The 20,408-nt window shown below is 73.5% G+C and carries 21 protein-coding genes and 1 pseudogene; 12 read left to right on the top strand and 10 right to left on the bottom strand.

The genetic code is table 11. The features are described from left to right. Positions 1–88: 88 nt before the first annotated feature. Both ABT034_RS29335 and ABT034_RS29340 read left to right on the top strand, forming a co-directional pair. Positions 89–691, top strand: a complete 603-nt coding sequence (locus tag ABT034_RS29335; protein WP_351220091.1) for a hypothetical protein — start codon at positions 89–91, stop codon at positions 689–691. Positions 692–764: 73 nt separating this feature from the next. After that, on the top strand, positions 765–2,081 hold the full coding sequence (locus ABT034_RS29340) for an MFS transporter (RefSeq protein WP_351220092.1): 1,317 nt from the start codon (positions 765–767) through the stop codon (positions 2,079–2,081). Between the two features lie 69 nt (positions 2,082–2,150). Here the strand turns inward: ABT034_RS29340 and ABT034_RS29345 are convergent, their stop codons facing one another. Beyond that, a complete protein-coding gene (locus ABT034_RS29345; protein WP_351220093.1) occupies positions 2,151–2,381 on the bottom strand; it encodes a hypothetical protein in 231 nt (76 codons plus the stop codon). A 61-nt stretch (positions 2,382–2,442) separates the two neighbouring features. Between ABT034_RS29345 and map the strand changes: the two genes are divergently transcribed. After that, entirely contained in the window at positions 2,443–3,300 is an 858-nt protein-coding gene (gene map / locus ABT034_RS29350) for a type I methionyl aminopeptidase (RefSeq protein ID WP_351220094.1), read from the top strand. 114 nt (positions 3,301–3,414) lie between these two features. Beyond that, the gene (locus tag ABT034_RS29355; RefSeq protein ID WP_351220095.1) at positions 3,415–4,065 is read left to right on the top strand and encodes a biliverdin-producing heme oxygenase; all 651 of its coding nucleotides are present in this window, start codon (positions 3,415–3,417) and stop codon (positions 4,063–4,065) included. A 9-nt stretch (positions 4,066–4,074) separates the two neighbouring features. Here the strand turns inward: ABT034_RS29355 and ABT034_RS29360 are convergent, their stop codons facing one another. After that, entirely contained in the window at positions 4,075–4,743 is a 669-nt protein-coding gene (locus ABT034_RS29360) for a PhzF family phenazine biosynthesis protein (RefSeq protein WP_351220096.1), read from the bottom strand. Positions 4,744–4,870: 127 nt separating this feature from the next. Here ABT034_RS29360 and ABT034_RS29365 point away from each other — a divergent pair. The 4 genes and pseudogenes from ABT034_RS29365 to ABT034_RS29380 all read left to right on the top strand — a co-directional run bounded on the left by ABT034_RS29365 (position 4,871) and on the right by ABT034_RS29380 (position 8,822). Next, positions 4,871–5,714 (top strand): annotated as a pseudogene (locus ABT034_RS29365) (heme ABC transporter ATP-binding protein). Positions 5,715–5,793: 79 nt separating this feature from the next. Further along, positions 5,794–6,960: an iron uptake system protein EfeO gene (gene efeO, locus ABT034_RS29370; protein WP_351220097.1), complete on the top strand. Its 1,167-nt coding sequence runs from the start codon at positions 5,794–5,796 to the stop codon at positions 6,958–6,960. Further along, complete coding sequence (efeU, locus tag ABT034_RS29375; RefSeq protein ID WP_351220098.1) at positions 6,950–7,828, top strand: iron uptake transporter permease EfeU; 879 nt, start codon at positions 6,950–6,952, stop codon at positions 7,826–7,828. The genes efeO and efeU overlap by 11 nt, the downstream gene beginning before the upstream one ends. Continuing rightward, a complete protein-coding gene (locus ABT034_RS29380) occupies positions 7,788–8,822 on the top strand; it encodes an SCO2278 family lipoprotein (protein WP_351220099.1) in 1,035 nt (344 codons plus the stop codon). Before efeU ends, ABT034_RS29380 begins: the two co-directional genes overlap by 41 nt. Before the next feature lie 34 nt (positions 8,823–8,856). Here the strand turns inward: ABT034_RS29380 and ABT034_RS29385 are convergent, their stop codons facing one another. Further along, entirely contained in the window at positions 8,857–9,636 is a 780-nt protein-coding gene (locus tag ABT034_RS29385) for a bifunctional DNA primase/polymerase (protein ID WP_351220100.1), read from the bottom strand. Between the two features lie 103 nt (positions 9,637–9,739). Then, a complete protein-coding gene (locus ABT034_RS29390) occupies positions 9,740–10,360 on the bottom strand; it encodes a TetR/AcrR family transcriptional regulator (RefSeq protein WP_351220101.1) in 621 nt (206 codons plus the stop codon). Positions 10,361–10,616: 256 nt separating this feature from the next. Between ABT034_RS29390 and ddaH the strand changes: the two genes are divergently transcribed. Further along, positions 10,617–11,447 (top strand): dimethylargininase, encoded by an 831-nt coding sequence (gene ddaH / locus ABT034_RS29395; RefSeq protein ID WP_351220102.1) that lies wholly within the window; start codon positions 10,617–10,619, stop codon positions 11,445–11,447. Here the strand turns inward: ddaH and ABT034_RS29400 are convergent. Together ABT034_RS29400 and ABT034_RS29405 are read right to left on the bottom strand one after the other, a co-directional pair. Continuing rightward, positions 11,444–12,427 carry a small ribosomal subunit Rsm22 family protein gene (locus ABT034_RS29400; RefSeq protein WP_351220103.1) on the bottom strand — a complete coding sequence of 328 codons (984 nt, stop codon included), beginning with the start codon at positions 12,425–12,427 and terminating at the stop codon, positions 11,444–11,446. The genes ddaH and ABT034_RS29400 overlap by 4 nt on opposite strands. A gap of 53 nt (positions 12,428–12,480) precedes the next feature. After that, the gene (locus ABT034_RS29405; RefSeq protein ID WP_351220140.1) at positions 12,481–13,773 is read right to left on the bottom strand and encodes a Bcr/CflA family multidrug efflux MFS transporter; all 1,293 of its coding nucleotides are present in this window, start codon (positions 13,771–13,773) and stop codon (positions 12,481–12,483) included. An 83-nt stretch (positions 13,774–13,856) separates the two neighbouring features. On the opposite strand from ABT034_RS29405, the gene ABT034_RS29410 reads away from it, so the two are divergent. After that, positions 13,857–14,858, top strand: coding sequence for a Gfo/Idh/MocA family protein (locus ABT034_RS29410; RefSeq protein ID WP_351220104.1), 1,002 nt, complete (start codon positions 13,857–13,859; stop codon positions 14,856–14,858). Here ABT034_RS29410 and ABT034_RS29415 read toward each other — a convergent pair. Continuing rightward, positions 14,845–16,476, bottom strand: coding sequence for an alkaline phosphatase D family protein (locus ABT034_RS29415; protein ID WP_351220105.1), 1,632 nt, complete (start codon positions 16,474–16,476; stop codon positions 14,845–14,847). The two genes, ABT034_RS29410 and ABT034_RS29415, sit on opposite strands and share 14 nt — an antisense overlap. Before the next feature lie 102 nt (positions 16,477–16,578). Between ABT034_RS29415 and ABT034_RS29420 the strand changes: the two genes are divergently transcribed. Further along, a complete protein-coding gene (locus ABT034_RS29420; protein ID WP_351220106.1) occupies positions 16,579–17,355 on the top strand; it encodes an SDR family oxidoreductase in 777 nt (258 codons plus the stop codon). Between the two features lie 27 nt (positions 17,356–17,382). Here the strand turns inward: ABT034_RS29420 and ABT034_RS29425 are convergent, their stop codons facing one another. Beyond that, entirely contained in the window at positions 17,383–17,706 is a 324-nt protein-coding gene (locus ABT034_RS29425; RefSeq protein ID WP_351220107.1) for a nuclear transport factor 2 family protein, read from the bottom strand. A gap of 172 nt (positions 17,707–17,878) precedes the next feature. Between ABT034_RS29425 and ABT034_RS29430 the strand changes: the two genes are divergently transcribed. Continuing rightward, complete coding sequence (locus ABT034_RS29430) at positions 17,879–18,319, top strand: ricin-type beta-trefoil lectin domain protein (protein WP_351220108.1); 441 nt, start codon at positions 17,879–17,881, stop codon at positions 18,317–18,319. A gap of 73 nt (positions 18,320–18,392) precedes the next feature. Here ABT034_RS29430 and ABT034_RS29435 read toward each other — a convergent pair whose 3' ends face one another. Both ABT034_RS29435 and ABT034_RS29440 read right to left on the bottom strand, forming a co-directional pair. Further along, the gene (locus tag ABT034_RS29435) at positions 18,393–19,076 is read right to left on the bottom strand and encodes a response regulator transcription factor (RefSeq protein WP_351220109.1); all 684 of its coding nucleotides are present in this window, start codon (positions 19,074–19,076) and stop codon (positions 18,393–18,395) included. Then, on the bottom strand, positions 19,073–20,377 hold the full coding sequence (locus ABT034_RS29440) for a sensor histidine kinase (protein ID WP_351220110.1): 1,305 nt from the start codon (positions 20,375–20,377) through the stop codon (positions 19,073–19,075). The genes ABT034_RS29435 and ABT034_RS29440 overlap by 4 nt, the downstream gene beginning before the upstream one ends. Between the last annotated feature and the right edge of the window lie 31 nt (positions 20,378–20,408).

The raw sequence follows: 20,408 nt of genomic DNA on the forward strand, positions 1-20,408 counted from the left end.
GAGCGGTCGGGGCGCCGGGACTCCCGTACGGGTGGATCCGTCACGACCACCCGCGCGCGGGCCGCGGGCTGGTGCATGATGCGGGCTCATGGATGCCGTACGGGTCGCGTTGCTGCGGGAAGTGCTCGCCGGGACGGAGTGGCCGACGGCGGCCCGCCGGTTCGCGGGCACGCTCCGGTCCTCGGTGGTCCGGCACCGGGACGGGCTGCTCCTGGTGGGCACGGCGGAGTACGAGCCCTGGCACCTGGCGGCGCACCTGGTCGACGAGTCCGCCTGGTCGGGGCTGCCGGAGCTGGCACCGACGCTGGTACGGCACCGGGTGCGGCCGGGGGATCCGGCGCATCTGGCGGTGGGCCTCGGCCGTCTCGAGGCGGCGGGGCGCGGGGCGACGGTGCTGATGGTGGCGCCGGAGCGGCCGGACGCGGGGCTTCTCCAGCGGGTGCACGACGCCCGGCGGGCGGGGGCGACGGTCCTTTCGCTGGACGGGGGCGACGAGGAGGTGCGGGGGCTCGCGCACGAGACGCTCACGGTGGCGGAGGGGGCGGAGGTGGACCTGGACACGGTGCAGCACCTGGTGAGCGCGGCGGCCGGGGAGAACAGCCTGCCGTCCCCGCGCGGGAACCGCCGCTTCCGGGACCGCCTCTCCAGCCTCGCCGACCGGCTGACGGCCCCGCCGCCGCCGCGCTGGTAGGAGCGGGGGGCGGCCCCACGCGCCCCTCAAATTCGGTTGCCCCCGGCACTCTCGCGCCGGAGCATGGCCCCTCGTGTCCTCCCCCCTCGCGAAGATCTCCGCGCTGCTCCCCGATCTGGCCCCGTGGCGCTCGTCCTCCGACTTCCGGTTGCTGTGGATCCAGGGGCTCGTCACCTACTTCAGCAGCGCGATGGCGATGATCGCCCTGCCGTTGCAGATCAAGGAGCTGACGGGTTCGCCGCTCGCGGTCGGTGCGATGGGCGCGGTCGAGCTGGTGCCGCTCGTGGTGTTCGGCCTGTACGGCGGGGCGCTCGCCGACGCCGTCGACCGGCGGAAGGTGATCCTCGCGACCGAGGCGGGCCTCGGGGTCCTCGCCCTGATCCTGCTGGTCAACGCGCTGCTGCCGGAGCCGGTGCTCTGGCCGCTGTACGTGGTCGCGGCCGGCGTCTCGGCGCTCGCGGGGCTCCAGCGGCCCGCCCTGGACTCGCTGCTCGCCCGGATCGTGCCGCACGAGCAGCAGACCGCGGCGGCCGCGCTGAACTCGCTGCGCTGGCAGATGGGCTCGATCGCGGGCCCGGCCCTCGCGGGTCTGGTCGTGGCGTACGCGGGTCACGCGCCCGCGTACGGGGTGACGCTCGCCGGTTTCGCCGTCTCGGTGCTGCTGTGCCGCCGGCTCTCCCCGGCCCCGGCCGCGCACGACGCGGAGAAGCCCTCGCTGCGGGGCATCGCGGAGGGCGCGCGGTACGCCTGGTCGCGGCCGGTGCTGCTCGGCACGTACGCGATCGACCTCGCGGCGATGTTCTTCGCCTTCCCGAACACGATCTTCCCGTTCCTCGCGGACGAGCTGGACGCGGACTGGTCGCTGGGCCTGATGTACGCGGCGGGCTCGGTCGGCTCCCTGCTGCTCGGCCTGACCAGCGGCTGGACGTCGAAGGTGCGGCGGCACGGGTTGCTCGTGGTCGGGGGCGCGGCCGGCTGGGGGCTCGCCATCGCGGCGGCGGGGTGGTTCGGGAACGTCTGGCTGGTGCTGCTCTGCCTGGTCTTCGCGGGCGCGGGCGACATGCTGAGCGGGCTCGGCCGCGCCACGATCTGGAACCAGACGATCCCCGAGGAGCTGCGCGGGCGGCTCGCCGGCATCGAGGTGCTCTCCTACGGCGTCGGCCCGCAGCTGGGCCAGGTACGCGCGGGCGTGATGGCCGGCTGGACCGGCACCCGGTCGGCGGTCTGGACGGGCGGCGTGGCCTGTGTCGCCTCGGTGGGGCTGCTCTGCCTCGCGCTGCCGAAGCTCCTCACGTACGACTCCGAGACCGACGAGGACTCGCTGCGACGCAAGGCCCAGCAGGGGGCCGGGCGGGATCCGGACGGGCGGACCACGGCCGGGACCGTCTGAACGGTCCCGGCCGCGGGGGCGCCGGGCGCACCCCGGGGCGGACGCGCCCCAGGCGCAGGCCGCGCGGCCCTAGTCCGGCGGCTCCTGCGTCCGCCCCTGGTCGTGCCAGCGCGGGTCGGTCTCCCACTCCTGGTTCCGCTCGCGGGCGGTCTCCATGGCGCGGTTGGCCTCCTCGCGGCTGGTGTACGGGCCGAATCGGTTCTTCGCCGGGCACTCGGGGCCCTCTTCGACCTGTCTGTGCTCCAGGCAGTAGTACCACTCGCCCGGTTTGCCCACCGTGCGCTTCTTGAACAGGGCCATCGTCGTCGGCTCCTTCCTCTGGGACCATGCTGCCCCAGACCCGGTCGTTAGACTCGCTGTCATGTCTGGCCAGTCGCTTCTCGTACCGGGGGAGCTCTCCCCCCACCGCTCCGTCCCGGGCTCCATCCGCCGCCCCGAGTACGTCGGGAAGCCCGCCCCGGCCCCGTACACCGGGCCCGAGGTGCAGGATTCCGACACCGTCGAACGCATGCGGATCGCCGGCCGCATCGCCGCTCAGGCGATGGAGGAGGCCGCCAAGCACATCGCCCCGGGCGTCACCACCGACGAGCTCGACCGGGTCGCGCACGAGTTCATGTGCGACCACGGCGCCTACCCCTCCACCCTCGGCTACCGCGGGTTCCCGAAGTCGCTTTGCGCCTCGGTCAACGAGGTCATCTGCCACGGCATCCCGGACTCCACCGTCCTCCGGGACGGCGACATCGTGAACCTGGACGTCACGGCGTACATCAACGGCGTCCACGGCGACAACAACGCCACCTATCTCTGCGGGGACGTCGACGAGGAGTCGCGGCTGCTCGTGGAGCGGACCCGGGAGTCCCTGAACCGGGCCATCAAGGCGGTGAAGCCGGGCCGCCAGATCAACATCATCGGGCGGGTCATCGAGTCGTACGCCAAGCGCTTCGGCTACGGCGTCGTCCGTGACTTCACCGGGCACGGCATCAACTCGTCCTTCCACTCGGGTCTGATCGTCCCGCACTACGACTCGCCCCACCACACCACCGAGATCAAGACCGGCATGACCTTCACCATCGAGCCGATGCTGACGCTCGGCACGCACGACTACGACATGTGGGACGACGGCTGGACGGTCGTCACCAAGGACCGGAAGCGGACCGCGCAGTTCGAGCACACGCTCGTGGTGACCGAGAACGGGGCCGAAATCCTCACGTTGCCCTGACCCCCAGGATGGGTACCGTCTTACCGACAGGACGTCGGGAACCAGTTGACTTAGGTATGCCTAACTTGGCAGGATCGTCACTGGTTCCCGTCCCATCGGTCCCGGAGGCCTACCTTGGACACGCCCTTCTCGACGCTCATCCGCACGGCCTCGCACGAGCAGCACACCGAGGCGGAGACCTCGTCCTTCATGGGCGACCTCCTGGGCGGGCGCCTGGGCGTCGACGCCTACGCGCGCTACACGGAGCAGCTCTGGTTCGTGTACCGGGCCCTGGAGGAGGGCGCGGAGGCGCTGCGCGCGGACCCGGTCGCCGGGCCGTTCATACAGCCCGAGCTGTTCCGCACGGTCGCCCTGGAGCAGGACCTGGCCCATCTGCGCGGCCCCGGCTGGCGCGTCGGGGTCTCCCCGCTGCCCGCCACCGTCGCGTACGCCGAGCGGGTCGCCGAGTGCGCCCGTGACTGGCCCGCGGGGTACGTGGCCCACCACTACACGCGGTACCTGGGCGATCTGTCGGGCGGTCAGATCATCCGCGACAAGGCGGAGCGCACCTGGGGCTTCTCGCGCAAGGGCGACGGCGTCCGCTTCTACGTCTTCGAGGAGATCGCCAACCCGGCCGCGTTCAAGCGGGCGTACCGGGAGCTGCTCGACGGGGTGAACGCCGACGACCTGGAGAAGCAGCGGATCGTCGACGAGTGCAAGCGCGCCTTCGCGTTCAACAGCGCGGTCTTCCACCAGCTGGGAGGCGAGTTCCCGCTCAGCGCGTGAGCGGCGGGGTCAGCGCGTGAGCGTTCCCTCCAGGCGGACCCTTCCGCCCAACTCCACGATGCCGTCGGGGCCGGGGGCGGTGAGCAGCTGCGAACCCCGGCCCTGCGTGATGTTCAGGGCCCGGCCGAGCTCCACCGTGAGCAGCAGCGCCGCCGCGCCGGTCGCCTCGTCCTCGTCGATGCCGTCGCCGCGCCCCGGGAACGCCCGCGCCCTGACCCGGCCCGCGGCCTCCTCCTCCCAGGCCCAGGCGTAGATCCACTCGCCGGGTTCGGGGATCTCCAGGGCGTCCACCTCCGCCGCGGAGCCGTACTGGCGGAGGGTCCGCGGCGGCGCCCACTCGGCGCGCGCCCCGATCCAGGTGAACTCGCCGTCGCCGCGCACCCACACCTCGCCGGCGGGCGGGCACACGACCTCCAGGTCGAGCAGCCAGGCGGCGCCGACGAGCGGGTGCCCGGCGAACGGCAGCCGCAGGCCGGGGGTGTAGATGTCGACGATCCCGCGCTCCGGGTCGTCCACGAACACCGTCTCGCTGAAGCCGAGTTCCTTGGCGAGCGCCTGCCGGGAGGCCTCGTCGGGGTGGGTACGGGCGTCCCGTACGACTCCGAGCGCGTTGCCGTACCGGCCGTCGCCCGCGCAGAAGACCCGAAGGACGTCGATGTCAGTGGCGGTCGTGTTCATGGCGGAAATTGAACCATTCCGCGACATGGCGGCAGGGCCGCACCCGCCGAGTACGGCCCCGCCGCTCGGGGAGGGAGGCTCAGGACTCCATGGCGCGGCGGCATCTCGGCCCCACCTTCCTCGGCAACTGGACGGTGTCCGTCTGCGCCTTCGCCGCCGGGCTCGCGACCGTGCTGTGGTCGCCGAGGCCGTCGGGGTCCGGGTCGCGCGGGGGCGGCGGGTGGTGCTCGACGGGGTCGGGATCGAGGTGCGGGCCGGGGAGGTCCTCGCCCTGGTGGGGCCCAACGGGGCCGGGAAGTCGACGCTGCTCGCCGCCGATCTCGCCCGGAGCGCCGGGGAGGTACGGATCGGGGGGGCGGCCGGCGGACGACTGGGCGGCCGGTGAACTCGCCCTGCGGCGGGCGGTGCTGCCGCAGGACGCCGCGCTGTCCTTCCCGTTCCCCGTCGCCGAGGTGGTACGGACGGGCCGGGCGCCCTGGGCGGACACCGAGCGGGAGGACGAGGACGAGGCGGCCGTCGCGGAGGCGATGGCGGCCACCGGGGTCGGGGCCTTCGCCGCCCGCCCGTTCTCCGGTCTCTCGGGCGGCGAGCGGGCCCGGGTCGCGCTGGCCCGGGTCCTCGCCCAGCGGACCGGCCTGCTGCTGCTCGACGAGCCGACGGCGGCCCTGGACCTGCGCCACCAGGAACTGGTCCTGCGGGTCTGCCGGGAGCGCGCGGCCGCCGGGGACGCCGTGGTGGTGGTGCTGCACGGCCTGGGGCTCGCGGCGGCCCACGCGGACCGGGTCGGGGTGCTGCACGACGGCCGGGTCGCGGTGGCCGGGCCGCCCGCGGAGCTCCTCGGGGCGGAGCTGCTCGGCCGGGTGTACCGGCAGCCGGTGGAGGTGTTCCCGCACCCGCGGACCGGGGTGCCCCTCGTCGTACCCGTGCGGGGACGGGCCGCATCACTGGGCGGGCCGGGATGGCTGAGGTGAGCCTCGGTTAAGTTGGGTCCGCCTCAGCCGCGTTGCCCCCTGTCCCCACCCCCGTTCCCGTCGCCGTTCTGGAGTCCTCATGCGCGCCGCCCGCTTCTCCGTCGTCACCGCGGCCGCGACCGCGGCCGCTCTGACCGCCGTCACGGGCTGCGCCGAGAAGAGCGGCGCCGAGGACGGCGCGATCACCGTCGTCGCCAAGGACGACTCCTGCGAGGTGTCGAAGAAGCGGTTCCCGGCCGGACACGTGAAGCTGAACGTCGAGAACCGCGGCTCCAAGGTCACCGAGGTCCACATCCTCCACCCGGACGACCGGATCGTCACCGAGCGCGAGAACATCGGCCCCAGCACCAGGGCCGCCGTCACCGCGGAGATCAAGGCCGGCGCCTACGCGATCGTCTGCAGGCCCGGCATGACCGGCGAGGGCATACGCCAGCAGGTCGAGGTCACCGGCGGCGCCGCCGGCCCGAGGCGCTCCCCCGAGAGGGACGCCGCCGTCGCCGCGTACCGCCAGTACGTCCAGAGGCAGGCCGACACGACCCTCCCCAAGGCGAAGGTCTTCACCGACGCCGTCCGCGCCGGTGACATCGAGGCCGCGAAGAAGGCGTACGCCGAGTCCCGCGTCGGCTGGGAGCGCACCGAGCCGGTCGCCGAGTCCTTCGGCGACATCGGCCCCAAGGTCGACGTCCGCGAGGACGGCCTGGAGGCCGGCCAGGACCCGGCCGCGGACTGGACCGGCTGGCACCGCCTGGAGAAGGCGCTGTGGAAGGACAAGAGGATCGGCGCCGCCGAGAAGGCCCTCGCCGACACCCTGGACAAGGACCTCGCGGACTGGGCGAAGCGGGTCGGCAGGGCCGAGATCACCCCGACCTCCATGGCCAACGGCGCCAAGGAGCTCCTGGACGAGGTCGCCACCGGCAAGGTCACCGGCGAGGAGGAGCGCTACTCGCACACCGACCTCGTCGACTTCAAGGCGAACGTCGAGGGCGCGCGGAAGTCCTTCGACCTGCTGAAGCCGGTCGCCTCGAAGAACGACCCGAAGCTCGTCGCCGAACTGGACAAGCAGTTCACCGCGCTGAACGCGCTGCTCGACACGTACCGCACGGACAAGAACAGCTACGTCTTCACCTCGTACGACAAGGTCGGCGAGCCCGAGCGCGAGAAGCTGTCGGACGCCGTCAACGCGCTGGCCGGGCCGCTCTCCAAGCTCGCCGCCGCCGTCGCCGAGGAGAACCGACGTGTTCGGTAGCTATCTGATCGGCCTGCGCGAGGGTCTCGAAGCCGGTCTGGTCGTCTGCATCCTCCTCGCGTACCTGGTGAAGTCCGGTCGGCGGGACGCCCTGAAACCGATCTGGATCGGCGTCGGCACGGCCGTCGGCGTCTCGCTGGCCTTCGGTGCCGGTCTCGAGTTCGGCTCCCGGGAGCTGACCTTCGAGGCGCAGGAGCTGCTGGGCGGCTCGCTGTCGATCGTCGCGGTGGTCCTGGTGACCTGGATGGTCTTCTGGATGCGGCGCACGGCCCGGCACCTGAAGCACGAGCTGCACGACGGGCTGGACGCGGCTCTCCAGGTGGGGAAGGCGGCGCTCGTCGCCACCGCCTTCCTCGCGGTGGGCCGGGTGGGCCTGGAGACGGCGCTGTTCGTGTGGGCGTCGGTACGGGCGTCGTCCGGCGGCACGTACGAGCCGCTGACCGGGGTCCTGCTCGGCCTCCTCACGGCGGTCCTCCTCGGCTGGCTGTTCTACCGGGGCGCCCTGGCGATCAACCTGGCGAGGTTCTTCACCTGGACCGGCGGGATGCTGGTCGTGGTGGCGGCGGGTGTCCTCGCGTACGGCGTGCGCGACCTCCAGGAGGCCCGCTTCCTCGACGGCCTGGCGGACAAGGCCTTCGACGTCTCGGCGGCGGTCCCGCCGGACAGCTGGTACGGCACGCTGCTCAAGGGCGTCTTCAACTTCCAGCCGGACCCGACGGTGCTTCAGGTCACGGTGTGGGCGCTGTATCTGGTCCCGGCGCTCGCGCTGTTCCTGGCCCCGATAGGGTCGGGTCCGTCCGTGCGGGTGAAGAGGCAGAAGGCGACCGATGAGAAGGCTGAGGCTGAGGCGAGCGCCGAGACCGCTTGAGCGGCTGTCGGCACGGCCCGCGAGGCTCCTCGCGGCCACGGCGGCGACGACCGTCCTGGCGCTGGCGGCGAGCGGCTGTGTGACGGTGCACGGCGAGCTCGCCCTGATGCCGCCGGCGACGAAGGCCGAGGCGGCGCAGGCCCTCGCGGACTTCACGAACGCCTACAACCGGGCCGACAAGGCCTACGATCCGGCCCTGGACGCGGGCCGGGTCACCGGTCCTTTCGGGGAGATAAACCAGGCGAGCCTGCGGGCACGCGCGGTCCTCACCCCCGGGGGCAACGCGAAGCACCGGCCCCTGGAACTGTCGGACGCGCGGTTCGTGCTGCCCCGGAAGGCGGGCTGGCCGCGCTGGTTCCTCGCGGACGCCGACCCCAACCGGGACACCGACTCAGGCCCCGGTGACCAGCGCTGGCTCCTCGTCTTCGTACGCAACGGGCCGCAGCAGCTGTGGGAGGTCGCGCATCTGGTGGTCCTCAGCCCGTCCGCGGTGCCGGAGTTCGCCGAGGAGGACGGGTACGCGGTGGCGGTCGCCGCGGACACCGGGGCCCTCGCGGTCGCGCCGGAGGAACTCGGCGAGCGGTACGTCTCGTATCTGAAGGACGGGCAGGCGGGGCCGTTCGCGGCGGGGTCGCACACCTCGGTGTGGCGGGAGCAGCGGCTGAAGCAGGCCAAGAAGCCGGGGCTCGCCACCCAGTACCTCGACCGGACCGCGAACCAGGGCGACTTCGCGCCGCTCGGGCTGCGGACGAAGGACGGCGGCGCGTTCGTCTTCTTCGCGACCCGGTTCTTCGAGCGGCAGACGGCGGCGCCGGGCTACCGGCCCAAGGTCGACGCGGGCGTCAAGGCGCTGCTGACCGGCCAGGTCAAGAACACGGTCACCAAGGAGTGGGTGTCGAACCAGGTCGCCCTGGTGCGGCCGGCGGGCACGGCCCGCGACGGCGTCACGATCACGGGCCGGCTCCAGGGCGTGGTGGGCGCACAGGGCTCGTAGGGCCTCGGACCTCGGTCGGTGACCGACCCGCGGGTCAGCGGGTCAGGGGCCAGGCGATCTCGTGGGCCGTGTGCTCCCCGTCCCCGTCCGCCTGGCGCTCCGCCGCGTGGCGCGCGCAGGCGTCCTGGAGGGTCTCCAGGAGGTTCAGCGGGTCGGGCAGGGGGTGCTCGGGGCCGCGGAGCCAGGCGACGACCGGGTGGGCGCTCTCGTCCCCGGGGAGCCGGGCGGGCGGTACGAGGACGTAGCTGCCGCGGCAGTGCCAGCGGAGCCCCGGGTGCTCGTCCATGGTCTCGGGGTGGCAGTCGAGCTCACACGGCCACCACTCGTCCTCGTCCTCGGGGGTGCCGCGGGTGGCGGTGAAGAAGAGCATCCGCCCGCCGGGGGTGTCGGCGTCGGCGGACTCGGCGACCGGCCCGACGTCGACGCCCTCGGCGAGGAGACGGTCGAGGGCGGCGCGGCCGGCGGCCATCGGTACGTCGAGGACGTCGTGGACCATGCCGGTGGCGGTGATGAAGTTCGCCTCGGGCGCGTTCCGGGCCCAGCGCTCGATCTGGGCGCGGTCGGTGGTCGACTGGGTCTGCCAGGCGAAGGAGACGGGGTGCCGGGCGGGGGTGGGACAGCCGATCCGCTCACAGGAACAGCTGTAGCCGACGGGGTACGCGGCGGGGGCCAGGGGCAGCCCGGCGGCGGCGGCGGCCAGGAGCAGCTTCTCGCGGTCGTTCTCGTCGTCGGCCGCGGTGCGTTTCGGGCGCCTGCGCAGCCACTGTGCGAGTTTGCTCTCCGTGCCGCGGTAGCGGCCGATGCCGTCGCCCATCTATCCCCTCACACCTCATGCTCGCCCGTTCGGCTCTGCCCATGGTCCCACCATCCTGCGCCCCGGGTGACCGGAGTGCGGAACCGGGGTGCCCCTCCGGGACTCAGATCCTCGGCGCGAGGCCGCGAAGGGCGAGGTCGACGAGGGTGTCGGCGTAGGCGTGGGTGAGGGGCAGGGTGCGGTGGATCCACCGGTGGTGGAGGGGTCCGATCAGGAGTTCGAGGGCGGTGCGGGGGTCGACGTCCGGGTCGACGTCGCCGGCGGCCTGGGCGGCCTCGATGCGGCGGACGTAGTGCTGGAGCTGGGGTTCGAGGAGCGCGGCGGTGAAGCGGGCGCCGAGTTCGGGGTCGACGACGCCCTCGGCGGCGAGGGCGCGGGTGGGTCCGTCGAGGGCGGGGTCGTTCAGCTCGTCGACGGTGGCGCGCAGGACGTGCCTGAGGTCGGCGGCGAGGTCGCCGGTGTCGGGGATCCCGCTGTCGGCGTCGCCGCCCAGGGTCTCGGCGGCCCGGGTCTGGAGGTCGAGGAAGGCGTCGAGGAGGACGGCCGCCTTGGAGGGCCACCAGCGGTAGATGGTCTGCTTGCCGACGCCGGCGCGGGCGGCGATGCCCTCGATGGTGGTCTTCGCGTAGCCGGTCTCGGTGACGAGGGCGAGGGCGGCGTCGAAGATGGCGCGGCGGGAGCGTTCACTGCGGCGGGAGGCGTCGGGGGCCTTGGGCTCGGGCATGGGGCCAATCTAACAGTCGGCGAGACGTCACGTCTCGCCTGAGGCGGCTCGAGGGCCGGTGGGGGCCCCGCCCGGGGGCCCGCTCCGTGGCGGTCTCCCGCCCGGGGGCCCGCTCCGTGGCGGCCCCACGCCCGGGGGGCCCGTTCCGTCGGGCCCGAACCACCCGAACGGTCCACAGCGTGCGGGGCGCCGAAGGCGGACCATGGGGTCCACCGTGCCGCGGTTCTTCCGCCCACCCGTCCGTGAGGAGCCCTCATTGCGCCCCACCCCGCGCTCGTCCTCGCCCCGCCGTTACCTGATGTGCCCACCCGCGCACTTCACGGTGACGTACTCCATCAACCCCTGGATGGACCCCACGAAACCGGTCGACCTGCCGCTCGCCCTCGCCCAGTGGGAGGACCTGCGCGACCGCTACCGCGCCCTCGGCCACACCGTCGAGCTCCTCACCCCCGACCCGGCGCTGCCGGACATGGTCTTCGCGGCGAACGGCGCCACCGTCGTCGAGGGCCGGGTCCTCGGCGCGAAGTTCGCCCACGCGGAGCGCGCGGCCGAGGCCGACGCGCACCTGGCCTGGTTCCGCGGAAACGGTTGGGCGGACGAGGACGTACGGGCCCCCGAGCACGTGAACGAGGGCGAGGGCGACTTCGCCGTCACCGCCTCCTGGATCCTCGCCGGGCGCGGCTTCCGTTCCAGCCCGCTCTCCCACGACGAGGCGCAGGAGTTCTTCGGCCGCCCGGTGATCGGCCTGGAGCTGGTGGACCCGCGCTACTACCACCTGGACACCGCGCTGTGCGTCCTGGACGACGCCCGCGACGAGGTCATGTACTACCCGGACGCCTTCTCGCCCGGCAGCCGCGCGGTCCTCGCCCGGCTCTTCCCGGACGCCCTGGTCGCGACGGAGGCGGACGCGGCGGCCCTCGGTCTGAACGCGGTGAGCGACGGCCGCCACGTCCTGCTGCCGCAGGCCGCGGTGGGCCTCTACGACCCGCTGCGGCGGCGCGGCTTCGAGCCGATCGGCATGGACCTGGGCGAACTCCTCAAGGGCGGCGGCAGCGTGAAGTGCTGCACCCAGGAGCTGCGGCCCTAGTCGGTGCCCTCCGGCGGCCAGGAGTCGCCCCACTCGGCGTCGCGGGCCTGCTTGTACAGGGGCCCGTGGCGCTTGGTGACCGTCTCGCGGGCGAGTCCGTCGGGGCCGCACAGTTCGAGGGAGACCAGGCCCTTGCGGATCTGGGGCCTGCGGGTGACGCGGGAGACCGTCGGGGTCGCCGGGTCCCTGGTGGCCGCCACGTAGCTGTACTTCTCGTCCTCGTACGGCAGCGAGCCGCCCTTCACCTGCCGGTGCAGCGAGGAGCGGCTGACCCGCGCCGAGAAGTGGCACCAGTCCGTGCCCGGCTCGATCGGGCAGGCCCCGCTGTGCGGGCAGGGCGCGGCGACGGTGAAGCCGGCGTCGATCAGCAGGGTGCGGGCGGCGATGATCCGCTCGTATCCGTCGGGGGTGCCGGGCTCGACGATCACCACCGTCCGCGCCGCCCGCGCCGCCTCGGTCACGAGCGCCGCCCGGTCGGTCCCGGTCAGCTCCTTGAGGACGTACGAGACGGTGACGAGGTCCGTGTCCGCGAGCCGCAGCGCGCCGCCGATCCTGGCCGTGCGCCACTCGGCGTCCAGGGTCCCGGCGGCGAGCTCGCGGCCGAGCGCGAGGGCCGGCTCGGCCCAGTCGAGGACGGTGGTGCGGGGCGGCCGGTCCTCCCAGGCCTCGGCGACGGCCCAGCTCGCCGCGCCCGTACCGCCGCCGACGTCCGTGTGGGTACGCGGCTCCCAGTCGGGCGCGGCCTCGCGCAGGGCGCCGAGGGCGCCCCGTACGGCCTCGAAGGTCGCCGGCATGCGGTAAGCGGCGTACGCGGCGACGTCGGAGCGGTCGCGCAGCACGGGGGCGTCCGTCGGGGTGGTGCCCCGGTAGTTGGCGATCAGCCGCTCGACGGACCGGGCGGCCTGGGAGGGCGGCAGCCCGTCGAGGAGCCCGGCGAGGGCGGCGCGCAGGGAGTCGGCGGAGGGGGCGGAGGCGTTCACCGAGACAGTTTAGGCGGCCGCCCTCCCGGGCCCCACCAGCTCCCGGACGGGCCCTAGGCGGCCGGGTCCTGCGTGCCTGCCGCTCCCGGGGCGGCCCGCCACGGGCGGCACAGGCCTAGGAAGCAGGCGGCGGCGAGGACGGCGCACGTGAGCTGGACGACCGCCATCGGGACGGCGGTGTGCTCGCCCGCGATGCCGACGAGCGGGGAGGCGACCGCGCCGACGAGGAACGAGGTGGTGCCGAGGAGCGCGGAGGCCGATCCGGCGGCGTGCGGGGTGCGCATCAGGGCCTGGGCGTTGGTGTTCGGCATGGCGAGGCCCATCGCGGACATGAGGACGAACAGTCCGGCGGCCACCGGCACGAGCCCGACCTCGCCGAAGACGCCGCTGGTCATGAGGAGCAGCGCGAGCGAGGCGAGCAGGATGGTCCCGAGGCCCCAGCCGAGCGCCTTGTCGAGGCTGACGCGGCCGACGAGCAGCTTGCCGTTGATCTGGCCGACGGCGACGAGCCCGATCGAGTTGAGCCCGAAGAGGAGGCTGAAGGTCTGCGGCGAGGCCCCGTAGATCTCCTGGACGACGAACGGCGAGGCCGAGATGTACGCGAAGAGGGCCGCGAAGGCGAGGCCGCCGGTCAGCATGTAGCCGGTGAAGACCCGGTCGGCGAGGAGGCCCTTCATGGTGCGCAGGGCCTGGCCGACGCCGCCCTCGTGCCGCCGCTCTTCGGGCAGCGTCTCACCGAGGAAGCGCCAGACGACGAGGGTGAGGAGGAAGCCGATCACGGTGAGGACGTGGAAGACGCCCCGCCAGTCGGTGAGGCGCAGGATCTGGCCGCCGATGAGGGGCGCGATGATCGGGGCGACGCCGGAGATCAGCATCAGGGTGGAGAAGAATCGGGCCATCTCCACGCCGTCGTAGAGGTCGCGGACGACGGCGCGGGCGATGACGATGCCGGCGGCGCCCGCGAGGCCCTGGAGCAGCCGGAAGCCGATGAGGAGTTCGGCGGTGGGCGCGAGCGCGCAGACGGCGGTGGCGAGCACGTACACGACCATGCCGACGAGCAGCGGGCGGCGGCGCCCCCACTTGTCGCTCATGGGGCCGACGACGAGCTGGCCGAGGGCCATGCCGGCGAGGCAGGCGGTGAGGGTGAGCTGGATGGTGGCGGCGGGGGCGTGCAGGGCGTCGGTGACCTCGGGCAGCGCCGGGAGGTACATGTCCATGGAGAGCGGGGGCAGGGCGGTGAGGCCGCCCAGGACGAGGGTGACGAGCAGCCCGGTCCGCCGGGCGGCCTCGACCGGAGCGGTTTGTATTATGTTTTCTTCTGTTGCTTTCTGGCCGCTCTTCGGCATCAACCGCTCCATTTCGTTGAATCCTTGCCTATGCTCTCAGCTCGACCGGCATGGTCGAGACCTCTCTGGAATGGGTGGGGAACATGAGCGAGAAGGTGCGCTGGGGAATCCTGGCGACGGGCGGCATAGCGGAGCGGTTCACGGCGGACCTGCTGACGCTCGACGGCGCGGAGGTCGTCGCCGTGGCCTCCCGGACGGAGGCGTCGGCGAAGGCCTTCGCCGACCGGTTCGGCATCCCGCGGGCGTACGGCGGATGGGACGGCCTCTTCGCCGACGAGGACGTCGACGTGGTGTACGTGGCGACGCCGCACCACGCCCACCGGGAGGCGACCGGCCGCGCCCTTGAGGCGGGAAAGGCGGTCCTCTGCGAGAAGGCTCTCACGCTGAACGCCCGCGAGGCCGAGGAGTTGGTCACTCTCGCCCGGGACCGCGGCCTCTTCCTCATGGAGGCCATGTGGATGTACTGCAACCCGCTGATCCGGCGGCTCGTGGAGCTGGTCCGCGGCGGGGCGATCGGTGAGATCAGGACCGTACAGGCGGACTTCGGGCTCGCGGGCCCGTTCGCCGCGGACCACCGGCTGCGGGACCCGGCGGTGGGCGGCGGGGCGCTGCTCGACCTGGGCGTGTACCCGGTGTCGTTCGCGCAGCTGCTCCTGGGCGAGCCGGACACCGTCCAGGCGCACGCGCTGCTCTCGCCGGAGGGCGTCGACCTCAACACCGGCATGCTGCTCGGCTGGGACACGGGCGCGTCGGCGCTGCTCTCCTGCTCGCTCGTCGCGGACACCCCGCTGACCGCGTCCGTGACGGGCACGCTCGGCCGGATCGACCTGCCGCGCGGCTTCTTCTTCCCCGAGCGGTTCACGCTGCACCGCGACGGCCGGGACCCGGAGGAGTTCGTCAACGACGACGATCCGCACTCGCTGCGGCACGAGGCCGCCGAGGTCATGCGCTGCCTGCGCGCGGGCGCGACCGAGTCCCCGCTCGTCCCCCTCGGCGGCTCGCTCGCGGTGATGCGGACGCTCGACGCGGTACGGGACCGCATCGGCGTCCGCTATCCGCAGGAGGCGCTGGTCACGCCGGCGTGAGTCCCGGGTCGCCCGCCTCCGTGACGAAGGAGGCGGCCGTGGTGACGGGGGCGCCCGGGGTCGTCACGTACGGCACCGTACGGAAGTCGGCCCGGGCGGCCTCGGCGCCGAGGGCGACCGTCACGTAACCGCGACGCCCGTTGAAGAACCTCAGGTGCGGGTTGGCCTGCGTGAGCTTGTCGTAGTTGGCGGGCCGGTCGGCACCGTCCTTGCCGCTGCTGATCGAGGTGGCGACGATCTCGGTGCCGACGGTCCGGGAGGCCGGGTCGCGGAAGTCGGCCTTGATGTCGAGGCCGTACCCGACGTGGACGTCGCCGGTGAGCACCATCAGGTTCTCGACCCCGGCGGCCTCCGCGCCCGCGAGGAGACGCCGCCGGGACGCCGCGTAGCCGTCCCAGGAGTCCATGGACACCTTGAAGTCGGCGGTGGGGCGGTCCCGGCGCTCGGCGAACACGACCTGCTGCGGCAGGACGTTCCAGCGGGCGCGGGAGGCCCCCCAGCCGTCGAGCAGCCAGCGCTCCTGGGCGGCGCCCGTCATCGTCCGCGCCGGGTTCTCGGACTCCGGCCCCGGGACCTGCCAGCCGTCCCCGTACGCCTGGTCGGAGCGGTACTGGCGGGTGTCGAGGATGTCGAACTGGGCGAGGCTCCCGAAGCGCAGCCGCCGGTAGAGCCGCATGTCGGGCCCCTCCGGCTGCTGGGGGCGGCGCAGCGGCTGGTGCTCCCAGTACGCGCGGTAGGCGGCGGCGCGGCGGAGCAGGAACTCCTCCGGCGGGACGCCGTTCTCGGGGGTGCCGCCCGCGTAGTTGTTCTCGGTCTCGTGGTCGTCCCAGGTGACGACGAAGGGGTGGGCGGCGTGCGCGGCCCGCAGGTCGGGGTCCGTCTTGTAGAGGCCGTACCGCAGCCGGTAGTCCTCCAGGGTGATCGTCTCGCGGGCGAAGACGGCCGGGAGGGTGCGGTCGGTGTAGGCGCGGGCGCCGCCGGTGGCGTTCACGGCGTACTCGTACAGGTAGTCGCCGAGGTGGAAGACGACGTCGACGTCCTCCTCCGCGAGATGGCGGTAGGCCGTGAAGTAGCCGTCGTGGTAGGCCTGGCAGGAGACGGCGGCGAGCTTGAGCGCGGAGTTGCGGGCCCAGGGGGCGGGCGCGGTGCGGGTGCGCCCGACCGGGCTGATCCAGTCGCCGACGCGGAAGCGGTAGAAGAACGCCCGGTCGGCTTCGAGGTGGTCCACCTCGACGTGGACGGTGTGGCTGAACTCCGGGTGCGCGGTGGCCCGGCCGCGCCGCACGGTCCGGGTGAAGCGCTCGTCACGGGCGAGTTCCCAGTGGACGGAGACGCGCTCGGCCGGCAGCCCGCCACCCGGCTCGAAGGGGCGGGGCGCGAGCCGCGTCCAGAGCAGTACGGACCCGGGCAGGGGGTCGCCGGAGGCCACCCCCAGGGTGAACGGGTCCTCGGTGACACGTCGGCCGTCCAGCTCGGCGGCCGCCGCGGCACCGGCCGTCGGCAGCTGGGTGGCGAAGGCGAGCGCGGCGGCGGCCCCGGTGACGGTCAGGAAGCGCCGACGCCCGAAGTGCCGTGCGGCAGCGCGGAGTTCCTCGCTGTGGCCCGATATGTGATGCATGTGCCCCTCCCCAGACGGATGCTGTCCGTCCGTCATTCGAGGGGGGCCCGACGACCTCACGTTGTCGGGTACAGAACATCCACGTGTCGGAACGATGAGTTCATGGGGCACGCGTCTCGCGTACGCTGCGCGCCCATGAGCATCGCAGTGGTGACGGGAGCGGGGTCGGGCATCGGCCGGAGCGTGGCACTGGCCCTCGCGGCGGCCGGCTGGTCGGTGGCCCTGGCGGGGCGCAGGGCCGAGGCCCTGGAGGAGACGGCGGCGGCCGCGGGCTCCGCGGAGACGCTGTGCGTCCCGACGGACGTCACCTCGGCCGAGCAGGTCGCGGCCCTCTTCGCGGCGGTACGGGACCGCTACGGACGGGTCGACCTGCTCTTCAACAACGCCGGTACGTTCGCGGGCGGCGGCGTCCCCGTCGAGGACCTGGACCCGGCCACCTGGCGGTCGGTCGTCGACGTCAACCTGACGGGCGCGTTCCTCTGCGCCCAGGCCGCCTTCCGGACCATGAAGGAACAGGACCCGCAGGGCGGCCGGATCATCAACAACGGCTCGATCTCCGCCCACGTACCGCGCCCGCACTCGATCGCGTACACGGCGACGAAGCACGCGATGACGGGCCTCACGAAGTCCCTGTCGCTCGACGGCCGCCCGTACCGGATCGCCTGCGGCCAGCTCGACATCGGCAACGCGGCGACCGAGATGACGGCCCGCATGCAGACCGGGATCCTCCAGGCCAACGGCCAACTGGCGGCGGAACCGGTGATGGACGCGGCGGACGTGGCGGCGACGGTGGTGCACATGGCGTCCCTGCCGCTGGAGGCGAACGTGCAGTTCGCGACGGTGATGGCGACGGGGATGCCGTACATCGGGAGGGGCTGACCCCAGCGGGGCCGGCCCCTCGCCCGGTCAGGCCTGACCGGTCTCGAAGCGGGCGATCTTCCCGCCGTCGACCGTGAAGCGCCAGCGGGTCCGCATCTCGCCCCAGGTGTCGTTGCGGAAGCGGGCGACGAGGTCACGCCCGTCGCCCTTCTCGGACTCGACCTCCATGTGCCCGCGCGAGGAGAAGACCTCCTTCTCCGTCCACGCGGCCACGTCACGGTCGGACCCGTCGTCGGACATGGTCGCCCCGGGCGCGAGCGCCTCCCGGAAGGCCTCCTCGTCGTTGGCGTTGAGGGCCGTGACGAAGGCACGCACGGCGGGATCGGTGAGCTGATGCACGGGAATCGTCATGCCCCCACCCGTACACCGGGCCGGCGCACACCCCCGCCCGGGCGCGCGGAACTGTCACCTCCCTGACGACTTCTCAGCTCCACCCAGCCTATGACCTGCGTGTTCACCGGCCCCGAACAGGGCCGCCCGGGGCATGGTCGGGTGAACTCCCGTATCCAACCCAGGAGGATCGATGCCGAACGACGGCAAGGTCGTCAAGCTGTACGTGAAGGGGGCCCCGGTCGGGGTCGAGGACGGAGCCCTGGTCGGCTTCCTCGCCGAGCCCGACCGGGCCCGGGCGCCGGAGTGGCTGGTCACCCACGAGGCCGACGGCTTCCGTCTCACCGCGAAGGGCACCGAGGAGACCGTCGCGTCGGAGGGCACCGAGCGCGCCCCGGTCGCCGTCCGCCCCGACGACTCCCCCGCCTCCGTCTGGCGTATCCAGCGCGTCGACGGCGACGGCGCCACGACGATCACGTCCCTGGCCGACCTGCGGGACGGCACGTACGCGATCGACCAGAACGGCCTGGCCCTCGGCCGCGACCTGTTCGAGGACCGGTCCACGCTCCCCAAGCGCGTCTTCGTCCGTACGGACGACCGCGACCCCCAGTGGACGATCGAGGTCCTGGACTGACGTCGTGGAGCCGCGCCCCACCCGGCATCCCGGGGCGGGTCGCGGCACCCGGGCCGGGGGGCGCCGCGCCGCCTCAGCCGGCGACCCCCGGCACCACCAGACCGGACTCGTACGCGATCACCACCGCATGGGTCCGGTTCTGGGCGCCGAGCTTGGTCAGCACGTTCCCGACGTGCGTCTTCACCGTCTCCAGGCTCACCGTGAGCGATTCCGCCATCTCCGGGTTGGACAGGCCGGTGGCCATCAGCCGCAAAACCTCCTCCTCCCGCCCGGTCAGCGCGGCCCTCGGCAGGGCCTCGGCGGAGTCCAGGGGACGGGCGGCGACCATCCGGCGCAGGGCCGCGGGGAAGAGGATCGCCTCGCCCGCCGCGACCACCCGCACCGCCTCCGCGATCCGCGGGACCGGAAGCCGCTTGAGTACGAACCCGCTGGCCCCGGCGCTGAGCGCGGCGGTCACGTAGTCGTCGTTCTCGAAGGTGGTGATCACCACGACCTTCGGCGGTTCGGCGGCCCCGGCGAGCAGGTGCCGGGTGGCCTCGATCCCGTTGCGGCGAGGCATCCGTACATCCATCAGGACGACGTCCGGGCGCAGCAGCCGCGCCTGCTCGACCGCCTCGACGCCGTCGGCGGCCTCGCCGACCACCGCGAGCCCCGGCTGGGCCGCGAGGAGCGTGCGCAGACCGATGCGGGTCACCTCGTCGTCGTCCGCGACGAGGAGGGTGACGGGGGCGGCCGCGGCCGCTTCGGGGCCGGTCACGGCGACACCCGTACGGGGAGCCGGACCGCGAGCCGCCAGTGCCCGGGCCCGTCCGGCCCGGCGTCGATCTCCCCGTGCAGGAGCCGTACGCGTTCGGCGAGTCCGGGCAGTCCGTGCCCGGACGTGGGGAAGGTGCCCGGTCCCCTGCGCGTACGTGCCGCGTCCCCGGTCGGGTTGACCACACCGAGCTCCAGGCTGTCAGGCGCGGCGGCCACGCGGACCTGGATCGGGCCGTCCGCTCCGTGCCGCATCGCGTTCGTCAGCCCTTCCTGGAGGATCCGGTACGCGGCCCGGGACAGCGTCCCGCGCACCCGCGCCAGGTCCCCCGAGAGCTCAGGCTCCACGACCGCGCCGGCGTGCCGCAACCGGTCGAACAGCTCGGGCAGGTCGGCCAGGGTGCGGGTCGGCGCCGTCTCGGCCTCCCGTTCGCGCAGGACGCCGAGCACGTAGTCCAGGTCCTCCAGCGCGGCCCGCGCCGACTCCTCGATGCTGCGCAGGGCGGCCCGCGCCGCCACCGGGTCGGCGGAGAGCACCTCGCCCGCCACCGCGGCCTGGATGGTGGTCGTGGTCAGCGTGTGCCCGATCGAGTCGTGCAACTCGTGGGCCAGCCGGTTGCGTTCGGCGAGCCGCCGTTCCCGCTCGGCCGCCAGCGCGAGCCGCTCGGCCGCCGACGGTCCAAGGAGCCGGGGCGCCGACCACCGCAGCGCCTTCGTCACCACCGCGCACACGGCGGCGGCGAGGAGCAGACAGCCGAGGGCGGCGACCCAGCTCTGCCAGCCGCCGTCGACCCGGACCGACCGGCCGAACAGGCTCAGGCCCAACTCGGCGTCGAGCCACCCCCCGGGGAGGGTCAGGGCCGCGAAGAGCAGCACACCGCTGGCCAGGGCGCCCGTCCAGCCGAGCGCCACGTGCAGCAGCAGCCAGAGGGGGGTCCGCCAGCGGTCGCGCCGGGAGGGGGCGGCGGGGAGCGGCGGGGCATCGGGCGCACGCGCGGCCGTCCGTACGGGACCTGGATCGGCGACGGGACCGGCGACGGGATCGGGCAGCGCCACGCTCAGCAGCCGGCGGGCGGACACGACGAGCACCCGCCGGGTGGTGCGGGCGAGACCGACGAAGCCGATCAGCGCGGCCCAGACGACCACCACCACGACGACCTGCACGCCCTCGGGAGCGGACCGCCAGGCCAGCGCCGGCAGCAGCGCGAAGGACAGCAGGGGCAGGCTCGCCAGAACGGCGCCGTAGGCGAACAGCGCACCCGAGTACGTGGAGCGGCGCAGCAGCGGCCGGAGTCCCTTGATCATGATCAGCCAGTATGGACGCGCGGCTCACGCA

The sequence above is a fragment of the Streptomyces sp. NPDC002773 genome (assembly GCF_040295605.1).
GTDB lineage: Bacteria > Actinomycetota > Actinomycetes > Streptomycetales > Streptomycetaceae > Streptomyces.